The following is a 17,011-nucleotide window of genomic DNA, read 5'->3' as shown; positions in this document are numbered from 1 at the left end:
GGGGGCGCCCCCCGCCCCATCTCTCAAACTTGACATCAGACGGTCAGGTGCCGCCTCGCCTCCGACGTATCCAGCGTCTCTGCTGAGCCCTCGTGCACGATCTCGCCGCGATCCATGATGTAGACGTGGTCGGCAAGCTCGCGGCAGAAGTCGAGGTACTGTTCCACCAGCAGGATCGCCATGCCGGCGGAATCGCGCAGGTAACGGATCGCCCGGCCGATATCCTTGATGATCGACGGCTGGATGCCTTCAGTGGGCTCATCCAGAACGAGGATCTGCGGGCGCATGACCAACGCCCGGCCGATGGCGAGCTGCTGCTGCTGGCCGCCCGAAAGGTCGCCGCCGCGACGGCCAAGCATCGACTGCAGCACAGGAAAGAGGTTGAAGATCTCCGGCGGGATCGAGCGTTCCGACCGCTTCAGCGGAGCGTAGCCCGTTTCGAGGTTCTCCTTCACCGTCAGCAGCGGGAAGATTTCGCGTCCCTGCGGGACATAGCCGACGCCCTGTCGCGCGCGGTTGTAGGGCGCCATGCCGTTCAGCTGCGTTCCGTTGAAGCTGACCGAGCCTGCGGAAAGAGGGTGCTGGCCGACGATGGCGCGCAGAAGGCTCGACTTGCCGACGCCGTTGCGTCCGAGCACGCATGTGATCTTGCCCATTTCCGCCTTGATGGAAACACCGCGCAGGGCCTGGGAAGCGCCGTAATGGAGGTTTGCGTTTTCAACCGTCAGCATATGCTTCTTCCTTTACCGGCCCAGATAGTTCTCGATCACCTTCGGATCGCTCGACACGAAGTCGATCGATCCTTCGGCAAGCACGGAGCCTTCGGCCAGACAGGTGACCTTCACGCCGAGATCGCGGATGAAGCCCATGTCGTGCTCCACCACAACCACCGAGCGCGTCCTGGCGATCTCCCGAAGCAGAACGGCGGTTTCCGCCGTTTCCGCGTCGGTCATTCCGGCGACGGGCTCATCGACCAGAAGCAGCTTCGGCTCCTGCGCCAGCAGCATGCCGATCTCCAGCCATTGCTTCTGCCCATGGCTCAAATTGGCTGCCAGTTCATCCTTTCTGTGCGACAGGCGGATGGTGGCGAGGATCTCCTCGATGCGGTCCTTGTCTTCACCGGAGAGGCGATAGAAGAGCGTCGAGTAGACGCCGCGCGGGCGGTTCAACGCCAGCTCCAAGTTGTCCCAGACCGTGTGGCTTTCGAAGACAGTCGGCTTCTGGAACTTTCGCCCGATGCCGAGCTGGGCAATGTCGGCCTCGTCTCTCTTTGTGAGATCGATCGTATCTTCGAACAGAACGGTTCCGGTATCCGGTCGCGTCTTGCCGGTGATCACGTCCATCATGGTGGTCTTCCCGGCACCGTTCGGACCGATGATCGCGCGTAACTCACCTGGTTCAATCACCAGCGACAGCGAGTTCAGCGCCTTGAATCCGTCGAAGGAGACCGACACGCCATCGAGGTAGAGCAGGCTGCGGGGTGCATTCGTTTCTTCAGTCATTGTGCCTACTCCGCCGCCTGTGGCTGGGCTGTAAGAACGTCTCCGCCCCTGCTGGTTTCACTGGCCTTCCTGGTCGCCTTGCGCGCCTGCCAGTATTTCTCGACCGTTCCAACGATGCCCTTGGGCAGGAACAGTGTGACTGCGATGAAGAGGCCGCCGAGCGCGAAGAGCCAGAATTCCGGGAACGCGCCGGTGAAGAAGCTCTTTCCAGCATTCACCAGAACCGCGCCGATGATCGGACCCATCAGTGTCCCGCGTCCGCCCACTGCCGTCCAGACGACCACCTCGATAGAGTTCGCGGGAGCAAATTCGCCGGGGTTGATGATTCCGACTTGCGGAACGAACAGAGCCCCGGCGACCCCCGCCATCATGGCTGAAACGACGAACGTGAAGAGCTTGATGTTTTCGACACGGAAGCCGAGGAAGCGTACGCGGCTCTCCGCATCACGTACGCCCACCAGAACCTTGCCGAACTTGGAATTGACGATGGCCGAGGCGAGCAGCAGGCAGAGCGCCAGCATCACCGCCGAGGCAGCGAACAAAACGGCGCGCGTGCCCTGCGCCTGAACGGAGAAGCCGAGGATTTCCTTGTAATCAGTCAGGCCGTTGTTGCCGCCAAAGCCCATGTCGTTGCGGAAGAAGGCGAGCATCAGCGCGTAGGTCATCGCCTGGGTGATGATCGACAGATAAACGCCGTTGACGCGGGAGCGGAAGGCGAACCAGCCAAAGACGAAGGCGAGCAGTCCCGGCACCAGCAGCACCATCAGCATGGCAAAAGGGAACATGTCGAACCCGTACCAGAACCAGGGAAGTTCCTTCCAGTTCAGGAACACCATGAAATCGGGCAGGATCGGGTCCCCATATACGCCGCGCGGGCCGATCTGGCGCATCAGGTACATGCCCATGGCGTAGCCGCCGAGCGCGAAGAACGCGCCGTGGCCGAGCGAGAGGATGCCGCAGTAACCCCAGACCAGATCCAGCGCCAGCGCCAGCAGCGCGTAGCAAAGATACTTGCCCATCAGCGAGACGGCGTAGGTTGGGATGTGGAAGGGATTGCCCGGCGGCACCAGGATATTCAGTGCCGGAACCAGAGCGGCGACAGCGAGGAGGATCGCGATGGTGATGGTGATCCGGCCGTTGAGGGCACGAAGAACAAAGCTGGTGATCATGCTTCCACCGCCCTTCCCTTGAGCGCGAACAGGCCGCGCGGACGCTTCTGAATGAAGAGGATGATCAGTACGAGCACGAGGATCTTGCCGAGCACGGCGCCGACTGATGGTTCGAGGAACTTGTTGAGGACGCCGAGCGAGAGCGCTCCGACGAGCGTACCCCAGAGATTGCCGACGCCACCGAACACCACGACCATGAAACTGTCGATGATGTAGGCCTGTCCGAGGTTTGGCGAGACGTTGTCGATCTGGGAGAGCGCCACGCCTGCGATGCCTGCGATGCCTGAGCCAAGCGCGAAGGTGAGCGCGTCAACCCAGGGGGTGCGGATGCCCATGGAGGATGCCATGCGGCGGTTCTGCGTCACCGCGCGCATCTGCAGACCGAAGGAGGACTTCTTCATCAGGGCAAGCAGCGCGAGGAAGATTGAAATCGAGAAGAGGATGATCCACATGCGGTTCCAGGTGACGGTCATGCCGCCGAGAGGAAACGAACCGGACATCCACGACGGGTTGCCCACTTCCTGATTGGTGGGACCGAAGATGGAGCGCACGGACTGCTGCAGGATCAGCGAGATACCCCAGGTGGCAAGCAGCGTCTCGAGCGGGCGACCGTAGAGGAAGCGGATCACGCCACGTTCGATTACCAGGCCAACGATACCAGTGACGAGGAAGGCGACCGGCACGGCGATCAACAGCGACCAGTCGAAGAGTTGCGGTGCGTTGGTGCGGATCAGCTGCTGCACGACAAAGGTGGAGTACGCGCCGATCATCACCATCTCGCCGTGGGCCATGTTGATGATGCCCATTACGCCAAAGGTAATGGCAAGGCCGATGGCTGCGAGCAGCAGGACCGAACCGAGCGACAGGCCATACCAGACGTTCTGCGCCACGTCCCACGCCGCGAGATTGCTCTCAAGCTGGCGGATGGCGTGGTTCAGATCTTCCTTGAGCGCCGGGTCAACAGCCGGAGCGGCTGTCATCAGGATCGCGATGGCAGGACGTCCGCCGAGGCTCCGGATGGTGTCGATGGCCGCGCGCTTTTCTTCAACGCCACGGTCAGAGGCGAGGAGCGAAACGGCGCGGGCCTGCTCCATGCGGGCCTTGACTGCTCCGTCGCTTTCCTTTTCCAGAGCGGCTTCAATGAGTTCGAGGTTTTCCGCGCTGGGGCTGCGCATGACCGCTTCAGCTGCCCGCAGGCGCGTGGCCCGGTCCGGGCTCAGAAGCGTCAAACCGCCGAGCGTGGAACGGATCACGCGGCGGAGGTTATTGTTGATCTTGATCTTGGCAACAGCACCCTTTCCAGCCTCTTCCACTTCCTCGCCGCTCAAGGGGTCGATCAGCTTGAAGTTCTTGCCAGCCGGCTTCGCGATGAACACCGCCCCGTCGGACTTGCGGGCGTAGAGATCGCCAGCCGCGAAGGCTTCAAGCGCAGGCGCGACACGCGCGTCTCCGGTTGCAGCGATCTGGCCAAGCAGTTCTTCAGCCTGCTTGAAGTTCGCCTTGCCGAGCGCATCAATGAGAGGTCGGGGATCAGCTCCACCCTGCGCATGCCCCGAGACCGCGAGCGTGAGAAGCAGAATGAGCGAAGAGAGAAAGCGGATCATGTTCACGGGTTCCTTAAACCACCCGGCGGAGATGCCGAACCCTCTTCCCTGGCGGGAAGAGGGATGTTGTATGAGGGGCCGAGCCCATCATATTTCGGGTGTCGTCTGGCTTAGCTGCCCTTGCCGCCGCACTTTCCGGTCGCGACATTGAAGTTGCCGCATTCCATCGGCTTCCGCCAATCGGCGATCAGGTCCTTCGAGTCCGGCAGGTAGTCGGACCACTCATCGCCTACGACGGCCGGCGTTTCCTGAACCACTTCGAACTGGCCGTCGGCCTGGATTTCACCGATCAGCACCGGCTTGGTGATGTGGTGGTTCGGCATGACGGTCGAATAACCGCCGGTGAGGTTCGGGACGGACACGCCGATGATGGTGTCGAGAACCGCGTCCGTGTCGGTCGTGCCGGCTGCCTCAACGGCTTTCACCCAGGCATTGAAGCCGATGTAGGTTGCTTCCATCGGGTCGTTGGTGACGCGCTCGGCATCGCCGGTGAAGGCATGCCAGGTCTCGATGAACTCGGCGTTGGTCTCGGTGTCGACGGACTGGAAGTAGTTCCAGGCTGCCAGATGGCCGACCAGCGGCTCGGTGTCGAGACCGGCGAGCTCTTCTTCACCGACCGAGAAGGCCACAACCGGAATGTCTTCGGCCTTGATGCCCTGGTTGGCGAGTTCCTTGTAGAACGGAACGTTCGCGTCGCCGTTGATGGTGGAGACAACTGCAGTCTTCTTGCCGGCCGAGCCGAAGTTCTTGATGTCGGTCACGATCGTCTGCCAGTCGGAGTGGCCGAACGGCGTGTAGTTGATCATGATATCTTCTTCAGCCACGCCCTTGGACATCAGGTAGGCTTTGAGGATCTTGTTGGTGGTCTGCGGGTAGACGTAGTCGGTGCCGGCCAGAACCCAGCGCTCGACGCCTTCAACATTGGCGAGGTAATCAACGGCGGGGATTGCCTGCTGGTTCGGAGCAGCACCCGTGTAGAAGATGTTGCGCGAGGATTCCTCACCCTCGTACTGAACCGGGTAGAAGAGGATCGAGTTCAGCTCTTCGAAAACTGGCAGGACTGACTTGCGCGACGAGGAGGTCCAGCAGCCGAACACGGCGGCGACCTTGTCCTGGGCGATCAGCTGGCGGGCCTTTTCAGCAAACAGCGGCCAGTCCGATGCCGGATCGACAACCACAGCCTCAAGCTTCTTGCCGAGAACGCCGCCCTTCTTGTTCTGCTCTTCGACGAGCATCAGGACCGCATCCTTCAGCGTGGTCTCTGAGATTGCCATCGTGCCGGAGAGCGAATGGAGAACGCCGATCTTGATGGTGTCGTCGTCTGCCATGGCCCCTTGCAGCGCGGTGGTGGACAGGATTGCACCGAGAAGAGCTCCGGTGAAACGCGTCTTGAAAATCATGTTCGTGATCCCCTCTGATCGAACCCACAATGGAGGTTTTGCTCTGTTGGCCATTGCTTGGAGGGGATCATCTGTCAGTTCTGCTGCACTGCACATACGACATTCTACGTAGATGCTGGGGGAAAGAAGTGCACCTTCGTCGCGCCGCAGCAATTTCCGAGCGGGACCCGCTATGCTAGAACCTCGCGCAGCTGCATTTCCCACCCGTCCCGGCAAAGGATCACAATGGCCGCCCGACAGCGCATCATTCCGGTTCGTCGGCAATACAACCGCTGGGTTGCCGACCAGACGCTGGAAGATTATGCGCTGCGGTTCACCGCCAAGAGTGCGCGCCGCTTTTCCTCCAACCGGATCTCCCACACGGCCATTGGCGCGATCTCGTTCCTGGCGCTGGAAGCGATCGGCGGTACGATCACACTCTCCTACGGCACCACCAACGCGTTCTTTGCGATTCTCGCGGCAGCCGTGGTCATGCTCATCGTCGGCTTGCCGATCAGCCGCTACGCAATCCGCTATGGCGTGGATATCGACCTGCTCACGCGCGGCGCGGGCTTCGGCTATATCGGGTCAACGATCACATCGCTGATCTACGCCAGCTTCACCTTCATGCTGTTTGCCATCGAGGCCTCCATCATGACCGGGGCGCTGCACCTCACCTTCGGCATACCGGCATGGCTCGGCTACATCATCAGCGCGGCTGTGGTGATCCCGCTCGTGGTCTATGGCGTGCGCCTCATTTCGCGCTTCCAGCTGATCACCCAGCCTATCTGGATCATTCTCAACATCCTGCCCTTCGTCTTCATCGCCTTCGTTGACTGGGAGAAGATCGAGCTCTGGCGCGCCTTTTCGGGCGTTGGACATTCGAATGGCGAAGTCTCTGGCGTTGCCGCCTTCGACCTTCTGGAATTCGGTGCAGCCTCGGCTGTCATCCTCGCGCTGATGCCGCAGATTGGCGAGCAGGTGGACTTCCTGCGCTTTCTGCCCTCCACGGGATTGCAGAAGCAGCGCCACAGGCTTGCCGTGTTCCTTGCTGGAGCCGGTTGGGTTTTGGTTGGCGTCCCAAAGCTATTGGCCGGATCGTTCCTCGCAGTTCTGGTGCTCGCCACCGGCGTGGCAGTGGATCAGGCGTCCGACCCGGCGCATATGTATCTCGTTGCCTTCGGCTACATGATACCGAACGAGACGGCGGCATTGCTGCTGATGGTCGCCTTCGTGGTCGTCTCGCAGCTCAAGATCAATGTGATGAACGCGTATGCGGGCTCGCTCGCGTGGTCGAACTTCTTCTCGCGGCTGACGCACAGCCACCCTGGCCGCGTCGTCTGGCTGATCTTCAACGTGACGATCGCGCTGCTCCTGATGGAGCTTGGCATCTACCGGCTGCTTGAAGAGACGCTCGGCATCTTCTCGATCATTGCCATGAGCTGGCTCTGCACCATCTCGGCGGACCTTTTCATCAACAAGCCACTCGGCCTTGCCCCGCCCGGCATCGAGTTCAAGCGCGCGCATCTTTATGACATCAATCCCGTTGGCCTTGGGGGCATGGTGGGCTCGGCAGCGATCGCACTCGCCGCGCATTTCGGCCTCTTTGGATCAGTGATGGCGTCGCTTTCGACCTATCTGACGATGACGACCTTCGTCATTTCCCCCGCAATCGCCTACCTCACCAAGGGCAAGTTCTACCTTGCGCGCAAGCCGCGTCAGGAGTGGAAGAACCTCAGCTCTATTACCTGCTCCATCTGCGAACATCCTTTCGAGCCGGAGGACATGGCATGGTGCCCGGCCTATGCCGCGCCGATCTGTTCGCTCTGCTGCTCGCTTGACAGCCGCTGCCACGACATGTGCAAGCCAAGGGCGAGTGCCAAGGCGCAGGTTGCCGCCGTCGCCCGCACCACCCTTCCGCATGCGGTCGTAGAAAAGCTCGGCACGCGGCTCGGCCGCTACGGTATCACGGTGGCGCTCTCCGTATCCGGGATTGGGGCGATCCTTGCGATCGTCGCGTGGCAGGCAGCGCTTGCCATTCCCGCAAACGCGGACGTGATCTACAGTACCATCCTCATCGTGTTCTTCGTCTTCGCTGTAATCGCGGGAATCGTCTCATGGTTTTACGTGCTGGCGCATGACAGCCGCGTTGTCGCTGAGGAAGAATCCTCGCGCCAGAACACGCTTCTGCTCAAGGAAATTGCCGCGCACAAGAAGACGGACGCCGCCTTGCAGGAAGCCAAGGAAGCTGCTGAATCCGCCAACCGCGCCAAGAGCCGCTATGTGGTGGGCTTGAGCCACGAGCTGCGCACGCCACTCAATGCGGTGCTCGGCTACGCGCAGCTGATGGAGCGCGACGAGACGATCCCGCCGCCGCGACAATCTGCGGTGAAGGTCATCAAGCGCAGTGCCGAGCATCTCTCTGGCCTGATCGACGGGCTGCTCGATATTTCCAAGATCGAGGCTGGCAAGCTGCAGGTCTATTCCAACGAGATCAACATCCAGGATTTCCTCGACCAGATCGTGGAGATGTTCCGCCTGCAGGCGAATGCCAAGGGGCTAACCTTCGAGCATACGCGCAGCCCCTCCCTGCCCCAGTATGTGCGGACCGACGAGAAGCGGCTGCGCCAGATCCTCGTCAATCTTCTTTCGAACGCCATCAAGTTCACGGATACGGGAACTGTTCGCCTCGACATAGAATATCGCAGCCAGGTTGCGACCTTCACCATCAGCGACACAGGACGTGGCATTGCGGAAAAGGATCTGCCGCGCATCTATGAGCCCTTCCATCGCGGCGAGGCCGAAACCATCCAGCGGATGCCGGGTCTGGGTCTTGGCCTGACAATCACGCAGTTGCTGACCAATACGCTCGGCGGCGAGATCACCGTCTCGAGTGAAAAGAACAAGGGCACCACCTTCCGCGTCCGCCTGATGCTTTCGGCGGTGGAGCGGCCGAGCACTGCGCCGGCTCCCGAGCGGCAGATCCTGTCCTATCTCGGCCCGCGCCGGACCATCGTTGTCGTCGACGACAACGAGGATCACCGCGACCTGATGCGAGAAACACTCGCTCCGATGGATTTCATCGTGCTGACGGCAAGCAGCGGGCCGGAGTGCCTGACGCTAATCGAAGGCGTGAAGGCGGACCTGTTCTTTGTCGACATTTCCATGCCCGGCATGAACGGCTGGCAGCTGGTTGCCAAACTGCGCGACGCGGGGCAGACGGCGCCGATCGTCATGCTGTCCGCCAATATTGGCGACGGTACGGGGATTACGACAGAAGGCCACAATGACACGCTGGGCAAGCCGTTCAACCTGCGGCAGCTCTGCGACAAGCTCGCGCTGCATCTCGGCCTGCAGTGGACCTATCGCGATCAGGCGGGCAGCGCCAAGGCGCCAGAGCGGCAGGGTCGCATCGTGCCGCCGGCACCGGCCCATGTGGCCGAATTGATCAAGCTTGGGGAAATCGGCTACGTGAGGGGCATCGAGGCGAAACTCGCCGAGATTGCACGTCAGCCGGAACATCAGCCTTTTGCCGAGGCGCTGCGCGAATATGTGCGCGCGTTCAATCTGTCGGGTTACGACAGCTTCCTGCGGCGGTTCGAGAATGAGGGGGAACACCGGAATGACTGACGCATCCCATCCGCGGGATATCGTGCTGCTCGTGGACGATTCACCTGAGACACTGGGGTTCCTGACCGAAGCGCTGGAGCAGTCGGGGTTTTCGGTGCTCATTGCAACGTCGGGCGCGTCAGCCCTGAGCGTAGTGGAGCGCATCACGCCGGACCTGATCCTGCTTGATGCAGTCATGCCAGAGATGGACGGGTTTGAGACCTGCATGCGCTTGAAGCGCGACCCTGCGGTGGCGCAGACGCCCGTCGTCTTCATGACCGGTCTGACCGAAACCGAGCACGTGGTGCGCGCGCTGGAATCCGGCGGCGTCGACTATCTCACCAAGCCTATCAACATTGACGAGCTTCGCGCCCGCATCCGCGTGCACCTCACCAATGCACGTTCGGCGCAAAGCGCACGCGTGGCGCTCGATGCCGCCGGTAGGCACCTTCTAGCCGTAAGTGCAGATGGAACCGTGCGCTGGTCGACACCGCAGGCAAACCGCCTCATCAACACCGCGACCGGCTCTGACGAAGGGCTGCGGATGGTCACCGCGCAGATCGCCCGATGGATGGCGGCCCGCAACGCGGCCTCAAGTACGGACAACAGTTTTTCCATCGATCAGGACGGAAGCCCGAGCCTGCAACTCGCCTATCTGGGCGCCGTCGGGCCGGATGAGTATCTCTTCCGCCTGACCGCCGCGAGCCGCTACACGGAAGACGAAATTCTGCGCCAGCATTTCGGCCTCACCCATCGCGAGTCGGAAGTCCTGCTCTGGATCGCCAAGGGCAAGTCCAACAAGGATATCGGTGATATCCTGGGGCTCAGCGCACGCACGGTCACCAAGCATCTGGAGCAGATCTATGTGAAGCTTGGCGTGGAGAACCGCGCCTCGGCGGCCATCAAGGCCACCAACGCGCTGCATTCTTCATAAGCAGGGCTAAGCCGCTTTGGCCTGCAGGCCACCATTCTCGATGATGAAGTCGATCACCTCGTCGAGGCCCTGACCGCGATGCAGGTCGGTAAAGGCGAAGGGACGCTTGCCGCGCTGGCGCGCTGCGTCGCCCTGCATCACGTCCAGATTGACATGCACATAGGGCGCGAGGTCCGCTTTGTTGATCACCAGGAAGTCAGAGCGTGTGATTCCAGGGCCACCTTTGCGTGGAATTTCCTCACCTTGGCAGACGGAGATAACGTAAAGCGTGAGGTCCGCGAGGTCCGGCGAGAAGGTCGCGGCCAGATTGTCGCCGCCAGACTCGATGAACACGATGTCGAGACCAGGGAAGCGTTTATTCATCTCCGCGATCGCCTGCAGGTTGATCGAGGCATCCTCGCGAATGGCCGTGTGCGGGCAACCACCCGTCTCCACGCCCATGATCCGCTCTTCGGACAGCGCCTGGCAGCGCGCAAGAATGTAGGCGTCTTCCTGCGTGTAGATGTCATTGGTGATGACCGCAATGGAATAGCGGTCACGCAGCGCCTTGCAGAGTTTTTCGGTCAGCGTCGTCTTGCCCGAACCGACAGGTCCGCCGATGCCGACGCGAAGGGGGCCGTTCTTGTTTGTCATGATCGAAAAAGCCTCGAAGGTTGTGTCTCGTGTTTCATGGCCATGACTTCCGCCATGAATGTGGCCGACCCCAGATCATTGAGATCCGAGAAGGCGGCGCGAGCAGCCGTCTCGATGAGCGTCGGCTCAAGCGCCACCATGATAGCAGTGACGCCATTCTGTCCCGTAACCGATAGCCGAACGGATGCCTGTAACTGATTGATGCAAAAGGCCTGCAGGAAGGCTGAAAGCGTCGCCGCGAGTGGGACACCATGCGCACCTGCGACGGCTCCAACCGCTACGGGATAGGCACTTTCTTCCGGCAGACGATCGAACACGTTGCTTTGCCAGCTGCGGGCAGCTGCAAGAAAAGCCCCACCCTGCAGCATGGTTTCCATGTGGCGTTCGCGCGAGCCTGCCAGGGCCTCTGCAAGCTCGGCCAATCCTGCCAGATCGCCATCAGTCGAGGCTGCCCGCCAGCTTTCGGCGCAGAGCACCGCATCGTTCCAGCCTGAACCTCGGGTCACCAGCCAGCGAAGCCAGGTTTCGAGGCTTTCCGCATTCGCTGCGTGACCGTCATGAACCGCCCTCTCCAACCCATGGCTGTAGCTGAAGGAGCCAACCGGAAAAACCGGCGACAGCCAGGCCATCAGCCTCAGCAATGCGGTGTTGGAATCAATGGTCATGATCGTGCGCGTGGTGGTGATGATCATGGTCGTGGTGGTGACCATGCGCGTGATCATGCCCGTGCCCGTGACCGTGATCATGCCCGTGCGAGTGTCCGCCGGAGTACGCGCCACGTAGCGGACTGAAGATCGCTTCCACGTCCGTCACCGTCGCGCCCAGGCCCTCCAGCATCGCCTTGATGACGTGGTCGCGCAGGATGAAGATCCGGTCCGTCTCGATCTGTGCCGCCAGATGGCGATTGCCGATGTGCCAGGCAAGCTCCGCGATATGGAGCGTGTCGCGGCCCCTGATCTCGTAGAGATCTTCCTGCGCCGCGCGGATCTCCACAGAGCTTCCGTCTTCCAACAGAAGGCGGTCGCCATGCTCCAGCACCACCGCCTCGGGAAAATCGGCGAGAACCTTCGCGCCGTTTTCCAGAGCAATGGCCTTGCGACGCAGGTGCCGCTCGTCGCGCTCCAGCACGGCATGGCCGATGGAGACGGCGTCGGCGGGCTCGCCCGCACGGATGATCGATGTTGCCCTCAGCATGGGTCGCCTTTCGAACTCAGAACAGGAAGTAGCGCTGTGCCATGGGCACGACGTCAACGGGTTCGCAGGTGAGCAGTTCACCGTCCGCCCGCACTTCGTAGGTTTCGGGATCCACTTCCATCAGCGGCATCGCATCGTTGAGGATCATTGAGCGCTTGCCAATGCCGTCGCGGGTGTTGCGCACCGCCACCATCTGCTTGGAAACGCCAATCCGCTCGCGCAGTCCGTTATCGAGCGCGGCCTGCGACACAAAGGTGACGGACGTGTTGGTCCGCGCCTTGCCGAAGGAGCCGAACATCGGGCGATAGTGCATCGGCTGCGGCGTCGGGATCGAGCCGTTCGGATCGCCCATGGATGCCGTGGCAATCCAGCCGCCGAGCAGCACCATGTCAGGCTTCACGCCGAAGAAGGCAGGCGACCAGATCACGAGGTCCGCACGCTTGCCCACCTCGACCGAACCGATCTCGTGCGAGATGCCATGCGCAATCGCCGGGTTGATCGTGTACTTCGCCACATAGCGGCGTGCGCGGAAGTTGTCGTTGCCCGGCTTGTCTTCGGCCAAGTTGCCGCGCTGGCGCTTCATCTTGTCTGCCGTCTGCCAGCAGCGGATGATCATTTCGCCGACGCGGCCCATGGCCTGGCTGTCCGAGGAGATGATCGAGAAGGCACCCATGTCGTGCAGGATGTCTTCAGCAGCGATCGTCTCTTTGCGGATACGGCTTTCGGCAAACGCGATGTCTTCCGGGATCGACGGCGACAGGTGGTGGCAGACCATCAGCATGTCGAGATGCTCGGCCACGGTGTTGACCGTATAAGGCCGGGTTGGGTTGGTCGAAGCCGGCAGTACGTTCGGGAACTGGCAGACACGGATGATGTCCGGCGCGTGGCCGCCGCCCGCACCTTCCGTGTGGAAGGAGTGGATCGTGCGTCCCTTGAAGGCCGCGACCGTGTCCTCAACGAAGCCCGCTTCGTTGAGTGTATCCGTGTGGATTGCCACCTGCACGTCGAAGCGGTCGGCGACGGAAAGACAGCTGTCGATGGCCGCGGGCGTCGTGCCCCAGTCCTCGTGCAGCTTCAGGCCGCAGGCGCCCGCCAGCACCATCTCTTCCAGCGCGTTCGGCAACGAACTGTTGCCTTTGCCGAACAGGCCGAAGTTCATGGCCATGCCGTCGAAGGCCTGGATCATGCGCTCGAGGTGCCAGGGTCCAGGCGTACAGGTCGTGGCCAGCGTGCCGTGGGCCGGGCCGGTACCGCCGCCGATCATGCAGGTGATGCCTGCGTTCAGCGCTTCGTCCACCTGCTGCGGCGAGATGAAGTGAATGTGCGAGTCGATGCCGCCCGCCGTGATGATCTTGCCTTCGCCCGCGATGATTTCAGTGCCGGGGCCGATGATGATCGAGACGTTCGGCTGGATGTCCGGGTTTCCGGCCTTGCCGATACCCGCGATGCGGCCATCAAGAATGCCGATGTCGGCCTTGTAGATGCCCGTGTGATCGAGGATCAGCGCATTGGTGATGACGGTATCGACTGCTCCGGCCGAGCGCGGAAGCTGGCTCTGGCCCATGCCGTCGCGGATCACCTTGCCGCCGCCGAACTTCACTTCCTCGCCATAGGTGGTGAGGTCGTCCTCGACTTCTATGAAAAGCTCGGTGTCGGCAAGCCTGACCTTGTCGCCGGTGGTCGGGCCAAACATTTGCGCGTAGGTCGCGCGGCTAATTCTGGCTGGCATGACTGTCTCCCACCGTTCCTAGAGCTTGCCCATGATCATCTGGCGGAAGCCGTAGACCTCGCGCTTGCCGCGCAGCGGAACAAGCGTCACGTCCCTCTCCTGCCCCGGCTCGAAGCGGACCGCCGTGCCTGAGGCAATGTCGAGCCGGTAGCCGCGCGCCTGCTCGCGGTCGAAGGTGAGCGCCGCGTTTACTTCATAGAAGTGGAAGTGGCTGCCGACCTGGATGGGCCGGTCGCCGGTGTTGGCGACCTTGAGCGTGATGGCCTCGAGCCCTGAGTTGAGCTCGATGTCGCCGTCCTGCGTGATGACTTCGCCCGGTATCATGATGACCTCACCCGGCGATCAGCATCAGGCCGCCAAACGCGGTCGCGCCGCCGGCGATGCGAACGAGCGTCGTGCCAAAGCGGCCGAAGGCCATGCCCGCAGCGATACCAGCGACATGCAAGACGATCGTGGCAGCGGCAAAGCCTGCGCCATAGGCAAGGAAGGAAGCATCGCCGATTTCAGAGCCATGAGCGTGGCCGTGGAAGAGCGCGAAGAAGCCGACCAGCGCACCGCCTGCAGCTGCGGAAACCGGAAGCGCCAGTGCCACGAGGAGGCCCAGCACGACGACCGAAGCAAGGATCGCAGGCTCAACGAAGGGCAGCGACAGGCCGAACATCGATCCGGCAAAGCCCAGCAGCATCACGCCGACGAAGGCGGCGGGAACGGTGAACATGGCGCGCCCGCCAAGCACCGAGGCCCAGAGGCCGACCGCAACCATCGCCAGCATGTGATCGACACCGGAGAAGGGATGGGTGAAGCCGGCCGCGAAAGAGCCATGCTCCGCCGGATTGACGTGGGCGAGCGCCGGGCTCGCCGCCAGTGCCAGAACCGCCGCTGGAACAATTACCTTCAACTTCTTCATTTTGTTACCCTCTGGATGTTTCGCTTCAGCGGATTGGTTCATGCACCGTAACGAGCTTGGTGCCGTCCGGGAAAGTGGCTTCGACCTGGATGTCGTGGATCATCTCGGCAACGCCTTCCATGACCTGCTCACGGGTGATCACATGGGCGCCTGCTTCCATCAGGTCGGCAACGCTGCGGCCGTCGCGCGCGCCTTCGACGACGAAGTCGCTGATGAGCGCAATGGCTTCCGGATGATTGAGCTTCACTCCCCGTTCCAGGCGGCGGCGCGCAACCATTGCCGCCATGGCAACCAGAAGCTTGTCTTTTTCCCTTGGCGTCAAATTCATTTCTTCGTCCTAAGCTTTCTCACCGCGAGACTAAATTGACCAAACTTTAGGCAGCCCTGCCCGCCCATTAAGCAGAGCCAGCAATGGTGCGAGACGCTTGCGCAGGGCGTAGCTGTCCGGCGCATAAAGCCTCACCAGCAGTTTCGACCCGCCGCCAACCTGCCAGAAGCTTGCCGCACCCTCGTCACCGACGATTCCGCGCACCGCTTCCAGCGGACAGTCGTCCCTGCCGGAAACCTGAAGAACGGTCGCCACGGCCAGGTTTCCGTCTGTCACCGGCACCGCCTGCAGTTCCGTCGAAGCATCTGGTCCGATGAGGAACTCTTCCGCATGCACCAGCTTGCCCCCGAGCCGCACCCGCCAGCGGTCGCTGAACTGCGCCTGTTCGACCGTCTCGCCCATGGCAAGCCGGCCAAACACCGTCGCCTCAACCAGCAGCGCTTCTGCCCCGTGCTCAAGATCAACATCCAGGCTTCGCGACAGCCGTGACTGATCGAACACGATTGTCTCCTGGGGAAGCCAAGCAAGACGCGTGCCGTTTGCACCTTTGATGCGCGTAGCGATTGTCGCCTCGCCGCCGCCGGATCGGTAAATGCGCTCGCAAGCCTGGGTGGTGAAAACGGCGGAAGCACCTTCATCCAGCTCGATATCCCAGGTCAGTCGGTCACCACCGGTCAGACCTCCCGCCATGTTGATGAGGATGGCTTCCAGCGGATCGCCTGCCACCTGCGGCATGCGAATTTTGGATGCCCCCTCCTGGTAGAGCCTGCGGATGCGCGAGCGCCCTTCCTTGAACTGCACGGCAATGCCGCCAACACCCTTGACGCGTTGGGACGATAACCTTGTGAAACTGGATTCATCCATACCTGTGTTGGCCCCGCATTTTGCCAGCAGGATATCGTTTCACGATGTAACCGAACAGGGAGGGAAGTTCCCCTTTGCGTATACAAGATGTGCAGAAACCGCATGTCTCCCTGACACCAGGTTGTCAGCAGAGTTCGTCTTGACAACCGTATCGGCGTTGCCACGAAGGAAAGCGCGGGTCATCCTGATCTCAGGTGGGCGAAACCCACAACTCACTGGGAGGTGTTGATGACATATTATGCATGCACGGTCGCAGCCGTGCCGACAGCAAACCGCCAGAAATATATCGAGCATGTGCATGAGGCATGGCCTTACTTCCAGCGCCTCGGCGCCACGCGCATGGTGGAGGGCTGGGGCGTGGACGTGCCAAAGGGCAAGATCACCGACTTTTACCGCGCCGTGGAAGCGCAGGATGATGAGACCCCGGTGTTCTCCTGGATCGAGTGGCCGGACAAGGCGACAGCGGATGCGGCCTTTGAGAAATTGATGGCTGACAACTCAATGCCAGCGATGCCATTTGACGGAAGCCGCATGATCTATGGCGGCTTCGAACCGGTGTTCACCGGCGGCAGCGACGGGGAAGCGAATTACATCCAGGGTTTCCTGCTGGCCGTGCCGGAGAAGAACAGGCAAGCCTACATCAAGATGGCGGGCGAAGCGTGGTCCGACGCCTTCGCCCCGAACAAATGTCTCGGGATCGTCGAGAACTGGGGCGTCTACGTTCCGCACGGCAAGAAAACCGATTTCTATCGTGCAACGAAGGCCGAGGATGGCGAAATCCCAATGTTCAGCTGGACAGCCTGGGCGGACCGCGCCACTTGCGACGCAGCCGCGAAAGCCATGGAAGCCAGCATGGAGGGCAAGGAATACCCCGAGATGCCGTTCGACGGCATGCGCATGATGTGGGGCGGCTTCGAGGTGGTGTACGATACAAGCAGGCAGGTCTGACATCCGGGCAGTTGAAAGCGTGGCGGCCCGTAAGGGCCGCTCAGACCGCTGACAAACCCGCCGATTTTTTTGGCGGGTTTTTCGTTGGAGCGGGAAGGCGTCGCTGCGGGTGTTGACGCAGAGAAGATGAAGAAGGAGCCCGCGGGCTCACGCCCCGGCCATGTGTGGTTTCCGGGTGAGTGCCAGGGCGATCTTCTTCATGTTCTGGCTG

General features: G+C 61.5%; 16 protein-coding genes. 3 read left to right on the top strand and 13 right to left on the bottom strand.

Annotated features, from left to right (window positions below; all coding sequences use genetic code 11):
* Positions 1 to 35 precede the first annotated feature (35 nt).
* The 5 genes from urtE to urtA form a co-directional block, all read right to left on the bottom strand.
* A complete protein-coding gene (gene urtE / locus IEX27_RS15410; RefSeq protein ID WP_188721973.1) occupies positions 36 to 731 on the bottom strand; it encodes an urea ABC transporter ATP-binding subunit UrtE in 696 nt (231 codons plus the stop codon).
* A 12-nt stretch (positions 732 to 743) separates the two neighbouring features.
* Positions 744 to 1,502, bottom strand: coding sequence for an urea ABC transporter ATP-binding protein UrtD (gene urtD, locus IEX27_RS15405; protein ID WP_188721972.1), 759 nt, complete (start codon positions 1,500 to 1,502; stop codon positions 744 to 746).
* Between the two features lie 5 nt (positions 1,503 to 1,507).
* Positions 1,508 to 2,671 carry an urea ABC transporter permease subunit UrtC gene (urtC, locus tag IEX27_RS15400; RefSeq protein WP_188721971.1) on the bottom strand — a complete coding sequence of 388 codons (1,164 nt, stop codon included), beginning with the start codon at positions 2,669 to 2,671 and terminating at the stop codon, positions 1,508 to 1,510.
* Complete coding sequence (urtB, locus tag IEX27_RS15395) at positions 2,668 to 4,281, bottom strand: urea ABC transporter permease subunit UrtB (RefSeq protein WP_244630396.1); 1,614 nt, start codon at positions 4,279 to 4,281, stop codon at positions 2,668 to 2,670. Before urtB ends, urtC begins: the two co-directional genes overlap by 4 nt.
* Positions 4,282 to 4,385: 104 nt before the next feature.
* Positions 4,386 to 5,675 carry an urea ABC transporter substrate-binding protein gene (gene urtA / locus IEX27_RS15390; RefSeq protein WP_188721969.1) on the bottom strand — a complete coding sequence of 430 codons (1,290 nt, stop codon included), beginning with the start codon at positions 5,673 to 5,675 and terminating at the stop codon, positions 4,386 to 4,388.
* A 225-nt stretch (positions 5,676 to 5,900) separates the two neighbouring features.
* On the opposite strand from urtA, the gene IEX27_RS15385 reads away from it, so the two are divergent.
* On the top strand, positions 5,901 to 9,284 hold the full coding sequence (locus IEX27_RS15385; RefSeq protein WP_188721968.1) for a hybrid sensor histidine kinase/response regulator: 3,384 nt from the start codon (positions 5,901 to 5,903) through the stop codon (positions 9,282 to 9,284).
* Positions 9,277 to 10,197: a response regulator transcription factor gene (locus IEX27_RS15380; RefSeq protein WP_188721967.1), complete on the top strand. Its 921-nt coding sequence runs from the start codon at positions 9,277 to 9,279 to the stop codon at positions 10,195 to 10,197. Before IEX27_RS15385 ends, IEX27_RS15380 begins: the two co-directional genes overlap by 8 nt.
* A gap of 6 nt (positions 10,198 to 10,203) precedes the next feature.
* Here IEX27_RS15380 and ureG read toward each other — a convergent pair whose 3' ends face one another.
* The 8 genes from ureG to IEX27_RS15340 are packed head-to-tail and all read right to left on the bottom strand — an operon-like array spanning position 10,204 to position 15,852.
* Positions 10,204 to 10,830: an urease accessory protein UreG gene (gene ureG / locus IEX27_RS15375; RefSeq protein ID WP_188721966.1), complete on the bottom strand. Its 627-nt coding sequence runs from the start codon at positions 10,828 to 10,830 to the stop codon at positions 10,204 to 10,206.
* A complete protein-coding gene (locus tag IEX27_RS15370; protein WP_373869889.1) occupies positions 10,827 to 11,522 on the bottom strand; it encodes an urease accessory protein UreF in 696 nt (231 codons plus the stop codon). Before IEX27_RS15370 ends, ureG begins: the two co-directional genes overlap by 4 nt.
* Positions 11,485 to 12,024, bottom strand: coding sequence for an urease accessory protein UreE (gene ureE, locus IEX27_RS15365; protein ID WP_188721965.1), 540 nt, complete (start codon positions 12,022 to 12,024; stop codon positions 11,485 to 11,487). Before ureE ends, IEX27_RS15370 begins: the two co-directional genes overlap by 38 nt.
* A gap of 16 nt (positions 12,025 to 12,040) precedes the next feature.
* Positions 12,041 to 13,753 (bottom strand): urease subunit alpha, encoded by a 1,713-nt coding sequence (ureC, locus tag IEX27_RS15360; protein ID WP_188721964.1) that lies wholly within the window; start codon positions 13,751 to 13,753, stop codon positions 12,041 to 12,043.
* Between the two features lie 18 nt (positions 13,754 to 13,771).
* Positions 13,772 to 14,077 (bottom strand): urease subunit beta, encoded by a 306-nt coding sequence (locus tag IEX27_RS15355; protein WP_188721963.1) that lies wholly within the window; start codon positions 14,075 to 14,077, stop codon positions 13,772 to 13,774.
* A gap of 7 nt (positions 14,078 to 14,084) precedes the next feature.
* Entirely contained in the window at positions 14,085 to 14,660 is a 576-nt protein-coding gene (locus IEX27_RS15350; RefSeq protein ID WP_188721962.1) for a HupE/UreJ family protein, read from the bottom strand.
* Positions 14,661 to 14,685: 25 nt separating this feature from the next.
* Positions 14,686 to 14,988 (bottom strand): urease subunit gamma, encoded by a 303-nt coding sequence (locus IEX27_RS15345; RefSeq protein ID WP_188721961.1) that lies wholly within the window; start codon positions 14,986 to 14,988, stop codon positions 14,686 to 14,688.
* A 30-nt stretch (positions 14,989 to 15,018) separates the two neighbouring features.
* Positions 15,019 to 15,852, bottom strand: coding sequence for an urease accessory protein UreD (locus tag IEX27_RS15340; protein WP_188721960.1), 834 nt, complete (start codon positions 15,850 to 15,852; stop codon positions 15,019 to 15,021).
* Between the two features lie 228 nt (positions 15,853 to 16,080).
* Here IEX27_RS15340 and IEX27_RS15335 point away from each other — a divergent pair, with 228 nt between their 5' ends.
* Positions 16,081 to 16,800 (top strand): DUF1428 domain-containing protein, encoded by a 720-nt coding sequence (locus tag IEX27_RS15335; RefSeq protein WP_188721959.1) that lies wholly within the window; start codon positions 16,081 to 16,083, stop codon positions 16,798 to 16,800.
* Positions 16,801 to 17,011: the final 211 nt, after the last annotated feature.

This window comes from Nitratireductor aestuarii, assembly GCF_014641695.1.
Classification (GTDB): Bacteria; Pseudomonadota; Alphaproteobacteria; order Rhizobiales; family Rhizobiaceae; genus Chelativorans; species Chelativorans aestuarii.
This window is presented reverse-complemented; position numbering and strand designations above follow the sequence as displayed.